General features: G+C 39.7%; 16 protein-coding genes and 3 pseudogenes. 8 read left to right on the top strand and 11 right to left on the bottom strand.

The genetic code is table 11. The annotated features are described in order from the left end of the window. Positions 1–82 precede the first annotated feature (82 nt). Together H6G86_RS01115 and H6G86_RS40100 are read right to left on the bottom strand one after the other, a co-directional pair. Positions 83–535: a hypothetical protein gene (locus H6G86_RS01115; protein ID WP_190932907.1), complete on the bottom strand. Its 453-nt coding sequence runs from the start codon at positions 533–535 to the stop codon at positions 83–85. 123 nt (positions 536–658) lie between these two features. Beyond that, positions 659–741 (bottom strand): annotated as a pseudogene (locus H6G86_RS40100) (bidirectional hydrogenase complex protein HoxU); the annotation flags it as partial. Positions 742–1188: 447 nt separating this feature from the next. On the opposite strand from H6G86_RS40100, the gene H6G86_RS01110 reads away from it, so the two are divergent. Then, on the top strand, positions 1189–1665 hold the full coding sequence (locus H6G86_RS01110) for a DUF1499 domain-containing protein (RefSeq protein ID WP_190932906.1): 477 nt from the start codon (positions 1189–1191) through the stop codon (positions 1663–1665). Positions 1666–1825: 160 nt separating this feature from the next. Here the strand turns inward: H6G86_RS01110 and H6G86_RS01105 are convergent, their stop codons facing one another. After that, on the bottom strand, positions 1826–2752 hold the full coding sequence (locus H6G86_RS01105; RefSeq protein ID WP_313930297.1) for a sensor histidine kinase: 927 nt from the start codon (positions 2750–2752) through the stop codon (positions 1826–1828). 253 nt (positions 2753–3005) lie between these two features. On the opposite strand from H6G86_RS01105, the pseudogene H6G86_RS01100 reads away from it, so the two are divergent. The 3 genes and pseudogenes from H6G86_RS01100 (at position 3006) to H6G86_RS01090 (ending at position 7462) form a co-directional block, all read left to right on the top strand. Continuing rightward, positions 3006–4238 (top strand): annotated as a pseudogene (locus tag H6G86_RS01100) (ISAzo13 family transposase). A 414-nt stretch (positions 4239–4652) separates the two neighbouring features. Continuing rightward, positions 4653–4931: a hypothetical protein gene (locus H6G86_RS01095; RefSeq protein WP_190932729.1), complete on the top strand. Its 279-nt coding sequence runs from the start codon at positions 4653–4655 to the stop codon at positions 4929–4931. Between the two features lie 917 nt (positions 4932–5848). Further along, a complete protein-coding gene (locus H6G86_RS01090) occupies positions 5849–7462 on the top strand; it encodes an NAD(P)H-quinone oxidoreductase subunit 4 (protein WP_190932728.1) in 1614 nt (537 codons plus the stop codon). 111 nt (positions 7463–7573) lie between these two features. Here the strand turns inward: H6G86_RS01090 and H6G86_RS01085 are convergent, their stop codons facing one another. The 4 genes from H6G86_RS01085 to H6G86_RS39815 all read right to left on the bottom strand — a co-directional run bounded on the left by H6G86_RS01085 (position 7574) and on the right by H6G86_RS39815 (position 10412). Beyond that, on the bottom strand, positions 7574–8134 hold the full coding sequence (locus H6G86_RS01085) for a putative antibiotic biosynthesis monooxygenase (RefSeq protein WP_190932727.1): 561 nt from the start codon (positions 8132–8134) through the stop codon (positions 7574–7576). Between the two features lie 143 nt (positions 8135–8277). Beyond that, a complete protein-coding gene (locus H6G86_RS01080) occupies positions 8278–9216 on the bottom strand; it encodes an SMP-30/gluconolactonase/LRE family protein (protein ID WP_190932726.1) in 939 nt (312 codons plus the stop codon). Positions 9217–9222: 6 nt separating this feature from the next. Continuing rightward, the gene (locus H6G86_RS01075) at positions 9223–9969 is read right to left on the bottom strand and encodes an SDR family oxidoreductase (RefSeq protein ID WP_190932725.1); all 747 of its coding nucleotides are present in this window, start codon (positions 9967–9969) and stop codon (positions 9223–9225) included. A gap of 278 nt (positions 9970–10247) precedes the next feature. Continuing rightward, positions 10248–10412 (bottom strand): hypothetical protein, encoded by a 165-nt coding sequence (locus tag H6G86_RS39815; RefSeq protein ID WP_313930296.1) that lies wholly within the window; start codon positions 10410–10412, stop codon positions 10248–10250. On the opposite strand from H6G86_RS39815, the pseudogene H6G86_RS40095 reads away from it, so the two are divergent. The 3 genes and pseudogenes from H6G86_RS40095 to H6G86_RS01060 form a co-directional block, all read left to right on the top strand. Next, positions 10340–10602, top strand: a pseudogene (locus H6G86_RS40095) (Uma2 family endonuclease); the annotation flags it as partial. The gene H6G86_RS39815 and the pseudogene H6G86_RS40095 overlap by 73 nt on opposite strands. A gap of 82 nt (positions 10603–10684) precedes the next feature. Continuing rightward, positions 10685–11872: a GmrSD restriction endonuclease domain-containing protein gene (locus H6G86_RS01065; RefSeq protein ID WP_190932724.1), complete on the top strand. Its 1188-nt coding sequence runs from the start codon at positions 10685–10687 to the stop codon at positions 11870–11872. Between the two features lie 4 nt (positions 11873–11876). Then, complete coding sequence (locus tag H6G86_RS01060; RefSeq protein WP_190932723.1) at positions 11877–12443, top strand: HEPN domain-containing protein; 567 nt, start codon at positions 11877–11879, stop codon at positions 12441–12443. 81 nt (positions 12444–12524) lie between these two features. Here the strand turns inward: H6G86_RS01060 and H6G86_RS01055 are convergent, their stop codons facing one another. The 4 genes from H6G86_RS01055 to H6G86_RS01040 all read right to left on the bottom strand — a co-directional run bounded on the left by H6G86_RS01055 (position 12525) and on the right by H6G86_RS01040 (position 16014). Beyond that, positions 12525–12875, bottom strand: coding sequence for a DUF1257 domain-containing protein (locus H6G86_RS01055; protein ID WP_012407317.1), 351 nt, complete (start codon positions 12873–12875; stop codon positions 12525–12527). Between the two features lie 142 nt (positions 12876–13017). Continuing rightward, entirely contained in the window at positions 13018–14529 is a 1512-nt protein-coding gene (ycf46, locus tag H6G86_RS01050) for a stress-responsive protein Ycf46 (protein ID WP_012407316.1), read from the bottom strand. A gap of 96 nt (positions 14530–14625) precedes the next feature. Further along, positions 14626–14979, bottom strand: a complete 354-nt coding sequence (locus H6G86_RS01045; protein ID WP_190932722.1) for a slr0373 family blue light stress response protein — start codon at positions 14977–14979, stop codon at positions 14626–14628. Between the two features lie 246 nt (positions 14980–15225). Next, positions 15226–16014 (bottom strand): FHA domain-containing protein, encoded by a 789-nt coding sequence (locus H6G86_RS01040; RefSeq protein WP_190932721.1) that lies wholly within the window; start codon positions 16012–16014, stop codon positions 15226–15228. 174 nt (positions 16015–16188) lie between these two features. On the opposite strand from H6G86_RS01040, the gene H6G86_RS01035 reads away from it, so the two are divergent. Then, positions 16189–16719: a hypothetical protein gene (locus H6G86_RS01035; RefSeq protein ID WP_190932720.1), complete on the top strand. Its 531-nt coding sequence runs from the start codon at positions 16189–16191 to the stop codon at positions 16717–16719. Positions 16720–16764 lie beyond the last annotated feature (45 nt).

Below are 16764 nucleotides of genomic sequence, written 5' to 3'. Positions count from 1 at the left end.
CAAATATGGAAATTGAATGTTTATTCAAAAATTCTTCAAAATCAAATTTATGATAAAGCTTAGAATGCAGGTTTAATAAAATCTACAAACGTGAATTTTCTAATTCTATTTGTGATTTGTTAGACCTATTATGCATTTGCATCCATTTAAAAGTAGTGATATTTAATAATAAACCCACAAAAAATAATAACACCATCAAGGCTATCTGATACCAGAGAACTGGCTGGACAAATAAATCTAAAATCACGTGTAGTAAGTTCATGATGCTGTAAAAGACAGTTAAGCCAAAATGAATGATTCGATAACGCTTTGAATCGGTAAAAATAGTCAGAATAATTGCCAGCATTGGTAGCACAAAAAAACCTAACATCAACCACATAATTCCAGAAATATCGTTGATATTTGTAGCTTTTTGAGATTCAATAACAGATAAACCGTGAAAAAGCGGCATTAAACCCAGTTCTGTATGAAACAATGTCCCTAGTAGAAATACTGTCCAAAGAGCAATGATTCTTTCCCGATAATTAATTGCCATAACCATAATTGATTCTAAAATTATTGTGTTATTGTCTGACTTTCAATTTATATAAAGAATTTGAGTAACTTGTGAAGTTAAGCAAACTTGATAAATTCGCGTCCTTATTGTGGTTCAAGGCTACAATTCGCAGTTAGCATTAGTGACGCAGACCGAGCAAACAGCATTTCTATAATTGTGCGGCGGTATTTTTCCAGGCGATCGCTTCGCTATGCTGCATATCTTCGCATTAATGGTCAAAAGTCAAGCTTTTTGGATTTTTGACTTTGGGCGATTTTGGCGAAAAAAATGATACTTGCGTAAGTCCTCATACCATTTCTTTGTGAAACTGCGCCAAACCCTTTTAACTTCTTTCTTTGTGTCCTTTGCGTCCTTTGCGGTTCGTTTCTCTTTCTTCTGTCCTGTACTTAAATATGGTTTAGCGCATCTCCATACAGAATTGGTATCAGAATTAGTTTTTAGCTTCTGGAATGCGCTGTACTTTCAGTTACATATAAAGAGTTTGAGGAACTTGTGAAGTCCATTGGTCATTTATTGTTTGTCATTGGTGAGTGTTTCAGGTATATTTATGTTTCTTAACAAGGAGTAAATTGATCATGTTCCCTCTGCTAAAAACATACCCCTTTCCTACGGAACGCTCCGTGAACGGGGAAATGAGGTACGTGCAGCGAATGATGTGGAGTATTATCTTTGTAATATTCTTCAGCCTGACTAGCACCTTCATGCTTCCTGCTGCTACTTGGGCTGCCACTTTTGGCTTGGGAGTTGACAATATTCATCTTGCTCCCTGTCCGCCTTCTCCGAACTGTGCTGTCAGTCAAGATGCTGATTCCAAACATAGCATTGACCCGATCGTCTATCATGTAGACCTCAAGACAGCACGAGCAACTTTACTCAAAGTTCTTAGTGTGGTTCCACGTACAGAGGTTATTCAACAGACAGATAATTACATCCATGCTCTTTCTAAGAGTAGGATATTCCAATTTGTGGATGATGTTGAGTTTTATTTCCCTGCTAATGAGTCAGTAATTCATCTACGTTCCGCATCACGTCTTGGAGACTCAGATTTTGGTGTAAACCGTAGGCGCTTGGAGCAAATTCGTCTAGCACTACGCGATTTAAAAATTTGATTTGTGTTTTCTAGTAAGGGCTTTAGTACTTGAAAGCCAAGAACTAAAGTTCTTATTATCAGCTATTAAGCATTTACACATCTGTCATATTAAAAAGTCTTTAGTCTTTGCCTTTTTGCCAATGTTCTTGAGTCTTAAAGTCAAGATGATACTCGGAACACTAGCCTAAAGCGATCGCAGAAATTTTCTTTCGATCTACTGAAGTTGCTAGAGTAATAATAAACTTCGTTCCCTGACCAGAGGTTGACGAGCAGTTGATTTGTCCATTATGTTTATCGATAATAATTTGGTAGCTAATAGCTAATCCTAGCCCAGTTCCTTTTCCCACAGGCTTAGTTGTAAAAGATGGCTCAAAAACTCTCGCTTGCACTTCAGGAGGCATACCAAGAGCGTTATCTTCGATGCAAATTGTCACGGTTTGTTGCTCATGCTGGATTGATGTAGCGATCATGATGGTGTGAGGGCTAGCAGCAGCTATCTCCTCAACTGAGCGGTTTTGATAGAGGTCATCAAATGCATCAATGGCATTGGCGATAATATTCATAAATACCTGATTCAGTTGTCCGGGATAGCAAGTGATTGGAGGTAACTCACCATATTGTTTAACAACCTCGATTACAGAGCGTTCTCCTTGGTCTTTGAGTTGATGTTTTAATAGCATTAAGGTACTATCAATTCCCTCGTGAATTTGAAACTCCACCATAGATGAGATATCAGATCGAGCAAAGGTTCTTAGAGAAAGGCTGATATCCTTCAGACGACCAATTCCCTGCTCCATTGATCCCAAAATTTTTGGTAAATCTTCAACTAGATACTCTAAGTCAATTTCTTCAACAAGTTCTTCAATTTCTGGGTCTGGATGTGGTAGCTTTTGGTGTTGGAGATTCACCAAACGCAGAAGATCCTTGACATATTCCTCAATATGAGAGCAATTTCCACTAATAAAACCAATCGGGTTATTAATCTCATGACCTATCCCTGCAATAAGTTGTCCAAGGGTGGACATTTTCTCACTCTGGATTAGTTGTAGTTGGGTGTTTTGTAACTGTTGGAGAGATTGGGTTAATTCTGCGGTGCGTTCTTGCACTCTTGGTTCGAGGGTACGGGTAAGATTGGAATCAAACGAGTTTGTGGATTTTCTTGTAAATGAACCATTAGCTCAAAGCCATCCATGTTAGGCATAGCTAAATCAAGGGACTTCCAGAAAATAAACTATTCCATTAACAATAATGATCATCATTTTAAAGAGGGATGAAGGGGCAGCCTATGGCTGCCCCTTCATCCCTCTTTTGTAGTAATTTGAATAATGATTGAGTTTTTGAGTGTGGTAACTGGTAGCTATAGTATTAACTGATTCTCTCAAAAAGTTGTTAATTGAAACTGCGTCTCAATTAAAGGGTGCAGCAAAGCGCTTTCTTTATGGCACAGGCAGTTCAGGGCTTAGGTTTAGGAGGGCAAAGGCTTGCACAATCAGAATTAGGATGGAATAGAGACACAATTCGCAAAGGAGTAAGAGACTTAAAAAGTGGTATTACTTGTGTTGATAACATGAGTGCTAAAGGACGTTATAAAGCAGAAGAACACCTACCAAATCTTTTAGAAGATATAAAAAATTTAGTTGACTTCTATAGTCAAACTGATCCGAGTTTTCAAAGTCAAAGACTATATACCAGACTCAGTGCATCTGAAGTCAGAAAGCAATTAATCGAAAAATATGGTTATAGTGATGAAAATTTACATACATCAGAAACAATTCGAGTCAAATTGAATAATTTAGGTTACAAGCTCAGAAGGGTAAAGAAAGTTCAGCTTCAAAAAAATCCCACAAACTGATGCAATCTTTGAGCCACTAGACATAGTTAATATTGAGGCTTCGGAAGATAAGAGTGTTTTACGCCTAAGTATGGACGGAAAAGCCCGCGTTAAGATTGGCTCATTTGATCGAGGGGGTAAAAGCCGGGATGGAGTGAAAGCTGATGACCATGATTATAATCCAAAAAAAACTGTAACTCCTTATGGTATCTTTCTTCCAAAGCTTGATGAGCTATTTTTATACTTTACAGAATCGAAAGTTACAAGCAATTTTATTGTTGATATTTTAGAGGATTTTTGGTTAGAACAAAAGCATCGTTTTTCCGATATTCAAACCCTACTTCTCAATCAAGATAATGTGCCACAGAACAGTTTACGGCGTAACCAATTTATGAAACGTATAGTAGAATTTGCCCAAAAACATCAAGTAAATATACGTTTAGCTTAATATCCGCCCTATCATAGTAAATATAATCCGATAGAAAGGACATGGGCAATACTAGAGAATCATTGGAATGGCAGCATTTTAGATGAAGTGGAGACGGCTTTAAAGTTTGCTAGTACTATGAAATGGAAAGGTTCTCATCCAGTAGTTAAACTAGTACACAAAAATTATGAGGATGGGGGTAAAGCTTACAAAAAAAACGATGGCTCAAATTGAAAAACAGATTGAGCAGCTAACCGATTCTACTCATGAAGTTTTCCCAAATTTAGGTAATTGGTTTATTGATATTTGTTGTAGTAAAACAAAAGTTATTTGATTTTAATAACAGCATTTATTTAGCTACAAAACATAATAATTTTACACTGTTTAACTTCAAAGCAGACGACAAGTGTATAGATTCTTCATGCATAGATGAGGGGAGAAAAGGGGTTGCCCTCAGCAACCCCTTTTCTCCCCCCCCCCTTAAAATGATTATTATTCTCGAGAAAACCTGTCTCTTGTTTTTCTTGGAATAATTTATTCTTTGGAAGTCCCTTACGACAGATATATTGTTAGTGTCATTATGTCTATTAGCATAGTTATAATCTCAGCAATTAGATGCTTGGGAAAATATTTTCCTACATGGTTTAATATCATTAAGGAATTTACAACTCAATGTAATCCTATTCTGATAGACCTTCCAATAGTTTCTGTAAGTTAATCATTTGTAACTAGGTAGTAATTTTAAATAATGGAAAATACATTAATTGATAAAACCTTTCGTGACAGCGATGGCAAAATTGTTTTAGCTCAGATGCCAAACCTACCACTGATTGTTTGGATAGTAACCAGTTTACTAGCTCTAATTTTTACAAATGGTAAAATCAATACAGTTTTAGAGGTACTAGCAAATGGATCTTTGTTTACTTGGGCGTGGCTGGAATTATTTCAAGGGGTCAATTATTTTCGTAGAGCGTTAGGTCTTGCTGTCTTGATTGGGATTATTGCATTAAAAATTCAGTATTTATAACGGACTCAGCAATTTAGGATTTAGGACTTACGCAAAAATTGCCAAAAAGCTTAATTTCTCGCAGAGAAGAAAAGTATTTATAGAGTGTGCGTAAGTCCGATGATTAGGTAAAATTATTTATACATTTTTATAGACTGTCGCTCTAGTTTATATATATGAAATGGTGAACGCATTTTAAAGGTTTATCCAGAATGATAATTGTTCTAAATTGTTGCAATTATATTTAAAAGCCAGATTTTTCCCCTCGAAAACCAATCTGCAACTGCTTATACCAATTTTTTATGAAGCTGCATAGAATTCGATCCCCCCTAGCCTACGCCAGTCGCTCATGGGGGAAACCCCCTTCTCTACGAGACGCTCCGCGTTCGCGTAGCGTTCCGAAGGAAAGGCGCTAGCCTCTCCCTTTGGGAGAAGACCGCGCTGGCTCCCCTTAATAAGGGGGGAACCAGAAAAACATCTATCAAAGTCCCCCTAAAAAAGGGGGATTTAGAGGGGGATCAAGATATGTGCAACTTCACATTAAATTAGTATTAGGGCTGCTCTTTTTTCCACGCAACATAGTTTACACAACCCTGTTCATCAACATACTGACGCAGTTATAATCCCAGGTTTTGAAACTTGGCACTGTAGCTGCGTCGATATTTTATGTCAACCGACAATTAAGCTTAACTAGAAAATGTAACCGTATTGTAACGGTGGCTTTAGTTGACGTTGCAAAAGTTTACATTTAGAATGGAAGGCGGCAAAATACGATAAGCATTTATTCTTATTTATCCTGATGATTTGAGATTTGATGAGTATATATTCCTGTAAATAGTTAAAACTAAATCTTCTAGAGTTCAAGATAGTTTACAAAAGTATAGATTCCTTAATATAATGAAATCAAAATTGAGAAGGCAAATTGATTGTCAGAAGTGATGAATGCTATTGAATTTCCCTGGCTAACAGCCATAATCCTCTTACCCTTGGTGGCTGCCTTAGCCATACCCCTGATCCCAGACAAAGAAGGTAGAACTGTGCGTTGGTATGGTCTGGGAGTTGCGATCGCTGACTTTGCACTGATGATTTATGCCTTTTGGTATAAGTATGACTTTCAGAGTTCAACACTCCAACTTGTTGAAAACTATCCTTGGATACCGCAGTTAGGTTTGCATTGGGCTGTGGGGGTTGATGGTTTATCGATGCCCTTATTGCTTCTAACAGGCTTAATAAATACTCTCGCAATCTTCGCGGCTTGGAAAGTTACCACCAAGCCGCGATTATTTTATGGTTTGATGCTAGCGATGTACAGCGCCCAACTTGGTGTATTCGTCGCTCAGGATTTGCTATTGTTCTTCCTAATGTGGGAAATCGAGTTAGTGCCGGTTTACCTACTGATTTCCATCTGGGGAGGACAAAATCGCCGTTATGCGGCTACTAAATTCATTCTTTACACAGCCGCCGCATCAATATTCATCTTGATTGCCGGTTTTGCAATGGCATTCTCTGGAGATAACGTCACCTTCGATATGGCGACTCTGGGAATGAAAGAATACCCTAAAACCTTGGAATTGTTGGTTTATGCAGGTTTCTTGATTGCCTTCGGTGTGAAGTTACCAATTTTCCCTTTACACACTTGGCTACCTGATGCCCACGGTGAAGCATCAGCACCCGGTTCGATGATTTTGGCTGGTGTGTTGTTGAAAATGGGTGGTTATGCTCTGATCCGCTTCAATGTGGAAATGTTGCCCAATGCCCATGTGACTTTTGCCCCAGTACTGGCAATTTTGGGTGTGGTTAACATTGTCTACGGTGCTTGCTGTGCCTTCGCTCAAACCAATCTCAAACGCCGCTTGGCTTACTCTTCAATTGCCCACATGGGATTTGTGCTAATTGGGATTGCCTCTTATACAGAACTGGGTATAAGCGGTGCAGTATTACAGATGGTTTCCCACGGCTTGATTGCTGCTAGCTTGTTCTTCCTGTCTGGCGTGACTTACGATCGCACTCACACCTTGATGATGGATAAAATGGGCGGTATGGCCAAGGTAATGCCCAAAACCTTTGCTCTGTTTACCATTGGTTCAATGGCTTCTCTCGCCTTACCCGGAATGAGTGGCTTTGTGGGTGAGTTGATGGTATTTCTGGGTATCGCCACCAGTGATGTTTACAGTTCCAGCTTCAAAATTGTAGTCGTGCTGCTGTCAGCAGTTGGCGTGATTTTGACACCAATCTATTTACTGTCGATGCTGCGTCAAGTGTTCTACGGTGAACAAAGTCAAGAGTTGCACTTGGATGCTGTAATATCTGATGTCAAACCCCGCGAAATATTTATTACCGCTTGTTTACTGCTGCCAATCATCGGTATTGGTTTTTATCCCAAATTGGCAACGCAGACTTATGATGTGAAAGCAATAGAATTAGCCGCTCATGCTCGTCAAGTTCTACCAGTTGTTGCTCATCAACAACCATCAAGTCTGTACTCGCGGATTTTTACAGCACCAACATTGGCTACTTCTCAAGTTGAAAGTTCGATTAACATTTCTGAGTAAATTAACTTCCCATTAAGGGGTCTGCAAGTAAATTCTAAATTATTAGGGCAATAAAGGGGTGGTTAGATAACTACCCCTAAAATTTTGGCATTCTAGAGGGGCGATCAGGTGCTAAACTTTTCGTAATTTAGGATATAGCCAAAAACTAAACAAACGGCTAACTCTAGGCATGACAACATAAGTTAATAGCAAAACCATAGTAATGGTAATGATCAACGAAATAATTAAGGGAGGTAAGCCGCGAAGCAGGGGCGTTATAAATGTATTCAACAAATTAATCAACACAAATACAGCTCCCCAAGTTAGCAATGCTGTTTTGTAGCGTGGTGGGGTTTTCAGTGGTTGACCGGGAAGAGAAAACCAAGCTTCTAATCCACAGATTTGTTGAACATCAGGATCGGATTCCACCAAATGTTTACCTTGATTCAGCCAATATTCGCGATCGCGCGATGTCATCCACACCTTTAAATTTTCATAACCGTCAAACCGGAAGATGATCGCATATTCATTTCGCACGCCAAGTTGGGGACGAATCACATTTGTTCCCAGATGACCTATATAGGTTCTGGAAACCCTGGTAATTTCTTTCAACCAAGCCTCGTAAGCACTTTCGCATCCTGGCTTTACAACTTGCGTAATGACCACGGTTACAAATTGATCGTCCTGTTCCATCTCCATTCGTTATGCCAATCAATTTTGGATTTTAGATTTTTTACGTAGCTTGATTTTTGCAGAGCAAGTATAAATTTGCTTGTTCTGAAACATTTTTCTTTCAATTGGGGATTTTCAATTGAAAATCCCCAATTTGGTCATTCTCAACCCAAGGGATATCCAGGTTTTCCAACTTCAAGCCGAACAACATTAGCAGGAACAACACCTGTGGATGGAGGTAAAAACATTCCACCATTCGTTACAACATAAATCGCAGTGCGATCGCTCTCAGTTTGACCAAAAGCTACGGCTGTGCTACCAATTACACCTGACTCGGCTTGAGCAATGATAGTAGTACTGCGATCGGGTGCAATTCGTACCACACTGTTGTAAATGTGCGTTGCTCCATAAAGGTTGCCTTCTACATCAAAGGCAAAGTCATCAATATTGGTCTGCTCAACAAAAATTTCCGGCTCACCTGGTTTATCTGTGCTATCAACGGGAATCCGCAACAGCAACATTCTTTCTGTATTTGAAACGTAGAGGAAATCACCAAAACGCTTCAAGCCATTTGCAGCAGGAAACACGCTCTCCGAATTGCTACGAGCAAGCATTGGATGTTCTAGCCAAATTGATCCACTGGATTGAGCAACATCAATCAGCCAGATTGCACCACGATAGGAATCTGCTGTCAAATACTGAGTGTCGGAAAGTGGTGTGATACCATTGAGAAACATTGCGTCTGGCAGTGTCAGCAACGTTTCCACCGTGCCATCACTATTAACTAGAGAAACCACAGGTATAGAATCAGCATTCCAGCCTGTTGCTACTAGATCGCCGTTGGTAGTGAAAGCAAGACCACTTACTTTGCCTTCAACAGTAGCATGAATTTGCTGATTGCCATTTGGGGTAATGCGAACAATCTTGCCGACCTCATGATTGCTTACAAAAATTGTGCCATCTAGTGCGTAGGCGTAGCCCGCCGCAGGTATCGCTAGATTTTCCAAAAAAGTATTAACTGGGAACGAGGTAATAATTTTAGCAGGTGCTAATTTAATCGGCTTATCCGCGTAAATAGGCGGTAAACCTGCGGAATTTCCCATATTAACCTACCATTGTAATTGAATGGGGCCACCAAACTTTCGCATCTCTGCAAAAAACAGTCCTTGCGCTCCTCCATCGGGAAGTGTTGCTAAATAGACAGCAGTTTCGGCTCCTTCTTCTGCCGTGAACGGCGCATCATCTCCCCCCATATCTGTCTTCATCCAACCTGGAGAATAAGCATTTACGAGAATATTAGTACCTTGGAGTTCCTTGGCGAGAAGCACAGTTAGTCCATTTACTCCCACCTTTGAGAGTCGATAAGAAGGCGCTAAAGGGTAGTAGTCAGTGGGAACTGATGTTAGAGATGCCATTTCCGTTGAGATATTGACAATGCGACCGTAGTTTTGCACCTTCATCAACGGAATTAATGCTTGAGAAATTCTGAGTACCGCTAGAACATTGGTTTCAAAGGTCGATCGCATCGTTTCCAGTTGCACAGTTAGTAAGCTGGACTCTTCCGGCTTAGTTGTGGGATTCACGCCTGCATTATTGACCAGAATATCTGCCTTGCCGTAAGTTTCACGCAGCCATTCTGTAAACTGTTGCACACTTCCATCATTCGTGACATCCAGCGTGTGATAGTCAACATCAAGCCCTTCACTGGTAAGCTGCTGTTTAGCAGCAAGACCATCTGTTTCATTACGACTCGTCAGAATTACGCGGTTGCCAATTTGGGATAATTGACGGGAAATAGCATATCCTAGCCCTCGATTGCTGCCTGTTACCACAGCAATCTTTTTTTCAGTCGTCATTTTTATGACCTTGAAACTGCTTGTGATTTTACTGTACTGAGATGCGGTGAATTAAGCAAGTTGATTGCAATGATATGTTTAATCAATGAGATTACTGACGTTTAATTCAAACTCGAAGCTTGCCGTCCACCTAAGCGTTGTTCTTTTTCCACTGGCAATAATTCTAATCTTCATGAGTTAACCCTCGTTTAACCGTAGATTGTGAAAAGATTATAGTTAAAGCAGGTGAAGTAGCCACAAAGCAATTGTGACCACCAACTTACCTGTAGCCACAGAGATTATACCAATGGTCTTGCAATTGCAACCTGCGATCGCCATGACCAACGATCAATGCCTAATGGCGGTGCGTAGGCGTAGCGCGTCGTAGACATCGCCAGATGCGGCGTGGATAAAACGCGATCGCTGGGAAGCCATACCAGCAGAACTGCGAAAAAAATTTGCACCGATTTGTCCTGAGTTTGTGATTGAATTGCGTTCTGAAACTGATAACTTGCGAATTTGCAAGATAAGATGCAAGAGTATATTGATAATGGGACGCAACTTGGTTGGTTAATTGATAGAAAACAACGCCGAGTTTTTATTTATCGTCCTAATATTGCAGTTAAGGTATTAGATAACCAATACACTGAATGAAGCAAGATGCTACAAGTGTAGGGTATAAGAGTATCATGTCTTAGTAACCCATCAGTGCATAGTAAAAGCAACAATTATTTTTATGGATAATAACTACCCTTTTGATGAAGAACAAATTTGGTTTAATGATTATGCTGACGAAGAGGATGATTTTCAAATTGATGAATATGATTTAACCTCTACACCAAATGATTTTAATGTAATAACGATTTACAATTTTATGGAATCTGGTGCTGTTAAAATACCAGGGTTTCAAAGAAATTATGTTTGGGATATAAACAGAGCATCTAAGCTGATTGAATCAATAATTTTAGGTTTACCAATTCCACAAATTTTTCTATATGAAGAAGCAAGAAATAAGTTTTTAATTATTGACGGACAGCAACGATTAATGTCTATATACTATTTCATTAAAGGTAAATTTCCTCTTAAGGAGAAACGTGTTGAACTAAGAAGAATATTTGAAAAAAATGGTTATATCCCTGATAAAATCTTGAGCGACGAAAATTATTTTAGTAAGTTTGATCTAAGTCTTACACAAAAGCTTCCCGAACAGCCTAATAAATTTAAAGGACTTAATTACCACACTTTAGGTGACTACAAAACACAGTTTGAGCTTAGACCTATTCGGAATGTAATAGTTAAACAAAATTTCCCTAAAGATGATAGTTCTTCAATATATGAAATATTTAATCGTTTAAATTCGGGTGGTGTTAATTTGTATCCGCAAGAGATTAGAGCCAGCTTATATCATTCTCCTTTTTACGAAATGCTTAATCGTCTAAATATGGAAGAAGGATGGCGAAAATTATTACAAATGAATGAGCCAGATATTCATATGAAAGACGTTGAGCTTTTACTTCGAGGTTTTGCCATGCTTATTGATGGAGAAGACTATGCTCCTTCACTACCAAAATTTTTAAATAATTTTTCAAGAAGGAGTAGAAAAAACACTCAAGAGCAAAATGATTATCTTGAGAACTTGTTTAAATCATTTCTAAGGCAGTTTGAATCTTTACCTGAAGATCCATTTATTGGAAAACGTAACAAACGCTTTCATATAGCACTTTTTGAAGCTGTATTTACAAGTGTATGTAAACCAATATTTTTACAGCATGAGTTCTTAAATTCTCCTGTAGACATTAGTAAAATTGAGCAAATAGAAATCGATGGACAGTTTATAAAGGCTTCCTCAGAAGGCACAACAAAAAAGACAAATGTTGAAATTCGTTTAAAACGGGCTAAAGATATTTTAGGTATTCAAGGGTAGAAAAGTGCTAGAAGAAACAGGTGTTGATAGGCTCTATAAAGAGTTTAAAACTTTAATAGAATATATTGAACAAGGAAATGAAATATCACTCCGAAATACAGTAGATGAAAATTTTAGAAAAGCTTTACTTTTATCCGCAGCAAGTTATTTTGAACACCGTATAACCAATGACATTCTCGAATACATGGGTGAAATATCTAACAAAAACGAGCTTTTAGTTTCCTTTGTGAATAATAAGGCTATAAGTAGACAATATCATACGTATTTCAGTTGGAAAGATACAAATGCAAATAGTTTTTTTGGTTTATTTGGTGATATATTTTCAAATTTTATCAAACAAGAAGTTAGAAATAGCGAACAGCTGAGTTCATCTATTAAGGCATTTCTTGAAATAGGACGCGAAAGAAATAGATTAGTTCATCAAGATTTTGGTACATTCTCTCTAGAAAAAACATCTGATGAAATCTATCTACTTTACAAAGATGCTCTAGTATTTGTGAATGCTTTACCTGATAAACTTCGCCAATGCTTACAAAAAAATGAAGCCGAAAAAATCGGGACTGAGAAATAAATCTCAGTCCCGATAAAAAAGCGGGCTAACCGCTATTTATATGGTTAACCCGTGCAGCTTTGGGAACGCGCAGAGAAATTGTTATTGCAATACCAACTTCACATTGGCGTTTTGCAGACCGCGCTGTTTTACTTCAGCCAAAGTTTTGTTAACGGCATACTTTTGGTTGATAGAGTTGATCAACTCGGTTTGGTTGTGCTTCTTAGCAACGCCCCACAGGTCAGCGATTAGGTCAAAAGAACCATCGCTGTTGCGAGACCAGCCGAGGTCATATTCGCCATCTAACATAGCAACGATGTCAGAACGGACGCGCTGACCGTTATAACCACGGACATCAGCTTCAGTCTTTACGCTGATACCGAGGTCGCGCAAAGAAGCTTTGAGGATTTCGGCATCGGTGATCTTGGTACGCAGGGTGCTAAAGTGAGACATTTGGGTTTCCTCCAATGAGAAGATTGAGAAAAACGACAACGGTTTGTTTCGGGCGAAGCCGCTCTTAGCAGGATGCGGCTTTTTCTTATAACTGCTAGCATTCAGAGCTAGCCTTTCCCCCTGGGATGGCAGAGGAAAGCTTTTAAAACTCCATTCGCTGATATTCAGCTACGGAGGATGCTGCGGGGCGTGCGCGCTGTCTGGCCCAATCTCTCAGAGCCGTTACTTGTTCTTGCATCGTTCGAGACAGCGGCAATGTTGCCTTCAGTGCAGCAATAATATCTAATTGGGTGAACTCCCGATCTTGGGCAAAAGCTTCATACATTGCCGCAACGATCGCTTGCTCAACTTCTGCCCCAGAAAAGCCATCAGACATCTTGGCTAGTTGCTCAAGATCGAATCTAGAGATGTCTTCACGGCGCTTGGTCAGATGAATATTAAAAATGTGTTGCCGTTCTTCCGGTGTTGGCAGATCGACAAAGAAAATTTCATCAAAGCGTCCTTTCCTCAAGAATTCGCCAGGTAAGCGTTCTACTCTGTTGGCAGTTGCCATCACGAACACTGGTGATTTCTTATCTTGCATCCATGTGAGGAAAGAGCCGAATATTCTGCTTGATGTTCCCCCATCGGAATCAGAAGAACCTCCACTACCAGCAAAGGATTTATCTAATTCGTCGATAAACAAAATCGCTGGGGAAATAGATTCTGCTGTTTTTAGGGCGTTCCGCAAGTTTGCTTCACTTCGTCCCACCATTGAGCCGTCGTAGACTCGGCCCATATCTAACCGCAGCAGTGGTAAACCCCACAGCCGGGAGGTAGTTTTAGCAATCAATGACTTACCGCAACCGGGAACTCCGAGAATTAGCATCCCTTTTGGTTGAGGCAAACCATACTCTCTCGCTCTTTCTGTAAAAGCGTTAGAGCGTTGCTTGAGCCATCTTTTTAACTCTTCTAAGCCACCTACTGCATCAATGGTTTCATCTTCTTCAATGTATTCTAAGATTCCATTGCGCCGAATTAGTTGCTTTTTCTCAGATAAAACGATATCTACTTCATCTTCCGTCAAACGCCCTGTAGTTACCTGCGCCTTTCGGTAGACTTTCTCAGCTTCATCTTTAGTTAGTCCTAAAGCTGCTCTGAGAAGCTTTTCTCTAGCCTCTGTTGTCAACCGCCGACCACGATTTTGGTCTACGTGCTGAGTCAGTACTTTATTTAACTCCGCCATGTCTGGCAGTGTAAAATCGATAACAACAACTTCTTTTTCCAACTCTATAGGCACTTGTTGCATTGGAGACATCAAAATGATGTTCTTTTGCGTACCTTTAAAGCTAGCGATCGCATCACGTAACGATCTATTTGTTGCAGGCGCATCAATAAAGGGGTGTAAATCTTTAAGAATAAATATACTCGGTTCTTTCTGCCGGATTATCCACTCAATCGCCGCCTCTGGAGACACGGTATTATGTTGGGTGACATTCCGGGGTTGACCATATTCCACAATCCCGTGTGTCACTGTCCAAACAAATACTCGGCGCTGGGGCTTCAACAACTGGGCGATTGTGGAAACTGCTTGCTCGGCCCGCTCTTCCTCGGAGGTCACAAGGTAGATTAAAGGGTATTGAGCTTGAATTAGGATATTGAGCTCTTCTTTCATACTTCGACCTACTTGAGACCTTATAGAGACAGTAGAGACATTGCTTCTGGTAAAGACAACCGAATCATGAATGAATAATCCATAATTCCTATCTATCTAGCAAGGAACTAACTCTTCCTCACCCTTGGGGTTGGTTTCATCTCCATCCATTTCATCAATGGAAAGATGTTCTTGACCGACTACTCCTGGTTGATTGCCCAAAGTAACCAGTTCCCCATCACGTAAGACTAGTGAGCTATCACAAGTTGGGCATGAATAAACTCTATGAGTCCGCCCATAAGAAGAATCTTCTAACTCGTCAACCAATTCTTGATTAGATAGGTAAAAACCAAGGGCACGTTCGGCAAGTTCTGACATTGGTTCGGAATCAACTGCTGAACGAATCTTTAGTTTTCTGTGCAACTCTGGCGATAAATACAAAGTAACCTTTTGCTTAGTTTGCGTTTGCATATAACTCTTTAACGGTCTTACCCGGGTATGTATATCAACTTATCGGTTCTTCTATTGGTTGTCAAGACAGCAAAACGTTTTGACGCTACTTTTGTTATATTTATTCACATTAGGAGCTAAAATGCTGTTTATTGAGTGATAAATCCCTCACGACAAACCTCTTCGAAGTTAATCAGGGCTTAGGATTCAAATCCTGAAACCTCAATGGCAATTAGCGATCGCTAATTAATGATTCCCTAACTTGGCCTATTTTTTAACTATTTGGAGTGTAAGCGGATTAAAGTTGAACACCTTTCCGGTTGTAAACAACTGATATCCACAGGAGATGCCAGCGAATGACACTAGCAGAGAAAAAAGAGACACAGAGCCGATTACAACACCACTGGCGATGAATAGAGCAATTCCGATCCCAATCAAAACCCATCCTAGCTTCCGATTATCGCGCCCACCCCAATTTAGAGCTACTACACCTCCCATACACAGCAAAATTCCAGGTGTGCTGCGTAAGTAGACGCTCACATAAATACTTGTACTTAAAAATGTAATGCCTGCTAGGATTAGCCCCAAACCAAGAAGCTTACTAGCAAAGATTACTTGTTCCTCTTCTTTACTGGTGGTAGGCGCTGTAATTTTCGTTGGCGCGGAATTTGGTGTAGGATTTTTTGCGGTAGACGCAGAGTTTTGCTGCACCCTAAACATAAAAGTTATTTTGTCTCCTTGCCCAAGGGAAACTCTGTCTCCTGGATGCAGTGGACAAAAAACTTGAGGTTGAAGTTTCGCACCATTAATGTATGTACCATTAGAACTGCCCAAATCGGTAATATGGTATTCGTCCCCATTCATCCAAATTTGTGCGTGGATGCGAGATGCCACATCCGAATCTGGTAAGCCAGAAATATCAATATCAGGCGGTTTTTGGTCGTTTGGCTTACCAATGGAAATTACAGAAAGATTTGGTGGAAATTGTAAAGATGTGTTGGTTTGGAAGTGAAAAAGCTCCAAAGTTAGCTCGGGTGTCTGAGATGCACTGTACATAAAATGTGTGATATAGCACTCTTTATAAGCTTCTCTACTGAGGAGTCAAAAGAGAATGGTAAATATCCTGAAAGAATATTTAATTTTTAACGAGCGCTCTTTCAGTGCAAGGTATTGATCTGAGTTTCTGGTATTTCTATAAAATCAGTGACTTTGGCAAAATGTGTAATATAAATGGCTACTACGAATAAAATCTGTAGTTTGGGGCGAAGAATTTATCGATTTGCTGCTAGCGTTAGCGCGGTTATTGCCCTGTTAATAATTTTGTGGGGTTGTACTGCCAATGATTTTAACGCTGGAGCGATCGCATGGAAAACTTATAGCAACTCCCGTTATGGCTTTGAATTTCCATATCCGAGTAACTGGACTTCTTCAGCAGGCCCAGCAAATGGTGATGGAATTGCGTTTATTTCGCCCCAAAACAAAACGGTGGAAATTCGAGGGTGGGCAAGTCAGCAGTTACTGAATTCGATTGTTACAGAGCAAGAGCCAGTGAAAAAGATTAAACCCAACTTTCAAACCGCCCAAGGAGTATCTGGGATGCTAGTTGTAGAAGTTGATCAAGGAGTAGGTTCTATGACACTGACACTAACTCAGGATCAAGTGAAATACTTTTGGCAGGGACGAAGCAAAAGCCAAGAATTTCAAGATTACTATCGTTTGTTTTATTACATTGCCCAGCAGTATCGAATTTCAAAGTCTTGAGTTAGGACTGGAGTTTCTTTAGCGATGCCAAACTTAAAACCTTTA

The organism is Nostoc sp. FACHB-133, assembly GCF_014698055.1.
Taxonomy (GTDB): Bacteria; Cyanobacteriota; Cyanobacteriia; order Cyanobacteriales; family Nostocaceae; genus Nostoc.
This window is presented reverse-complemented; position numbering and strand designations above follow the sequence as displayed.

Excerpts from the sequence above, each read along its gene's own strand:
- H6G86_RS01115 (WP_190932907.1), bottom strand. The coding sequence starts at position 535 with ATGGCAATTAATTATCGGGAAAGAATCATTGCTCTTTGGACAGTATTT.
- H6G86_RS01110 (WP_190932906.1), top strand. The coding sequence starts at position 1,189 with ATGAGGTACGTGCAGCGAATGATGTGGAGTATTATCTTTGTAATATTC.
- H6G86_RS01095 (WP_190932729.1), top strand. The coding sequence starts at position 4,653 with ATGGAAAATACATTAATTGATAAAACCTTTCGTGACAGCGATGGCAAA.
- H6G86_RS01090 (WP_190932728.1), top strand. The coding sequence starts at position 5,849 with ATGAATGCTATTGAATTTCCCTGGCTAACAGCCATAATCCTCTTACCC.
- H6G86_RS01085 (WP_190932727.1), bottom strand. The coding sequence starts at position 8,134 with ATGGAACAGGACGATCAATTTGTAACCGTGGTCATTACGCAAGTTGTA.
- H6G86_RS01080 (WP_190932726.1), bottom strand. The coding sequence starts at position 9,216 with ATGGGAAATTCCGCAGGTTTACCGCCTATTTACGCGGATAAGCCGATT.
- H6G86_RS01075 (WP_190932725.1), bottom strand. The coding sequence starts at position 9,969 with ATGACGACTGAAAAAAAGATTGCTGTGGTAACAGGCAGCAATCGAGGG.
- H6G86_RS01065 (WP_190932724.1), top strand. The coding sequence starts at position 10,685 with ATGGATAATAACTACCCTTTTGATGAAGAACAAATTTGGTTTAATGAT.
- H6G86_RS01055 (WP_012407317.1), bottom strand. The coding sequence starts at position 12,875 with ATGTCTCACTTTAGCACCCTGCGTACCAAGATCACCGATGCCGAAATC.
- ycf46 (WP_012407316.1), bottom strand. The coding sequence starts at position 14,529 with ATGAAAGAAGAGCTCAATATCCTAATTCAAGCTCAATACCCTTTAATC.
- H6G86_RS01045 (WP_190932722.1), bottom strand. The coding sequence starts at position 14,979 with ATGCAAACGCAAACTAAGCAAAAGGTTACTTTGTATTTATCGCCAGAG.
- H6G86_RS01040 (WP_190932721.1), bottom strand. The coding sequence starts at position 16,014 with ATGTACAGTGCATCTCAGACACCCGAGCTAACTTTGGAGCTTTTTCAC.
- H6G86_RS01035 (WP_190932720.1), top strand. The coding sequence starts at position 16,189 with ATGGCTACTACGAATAAAATCTGTAGTTTGGGGCGAAGAATTTATCGA.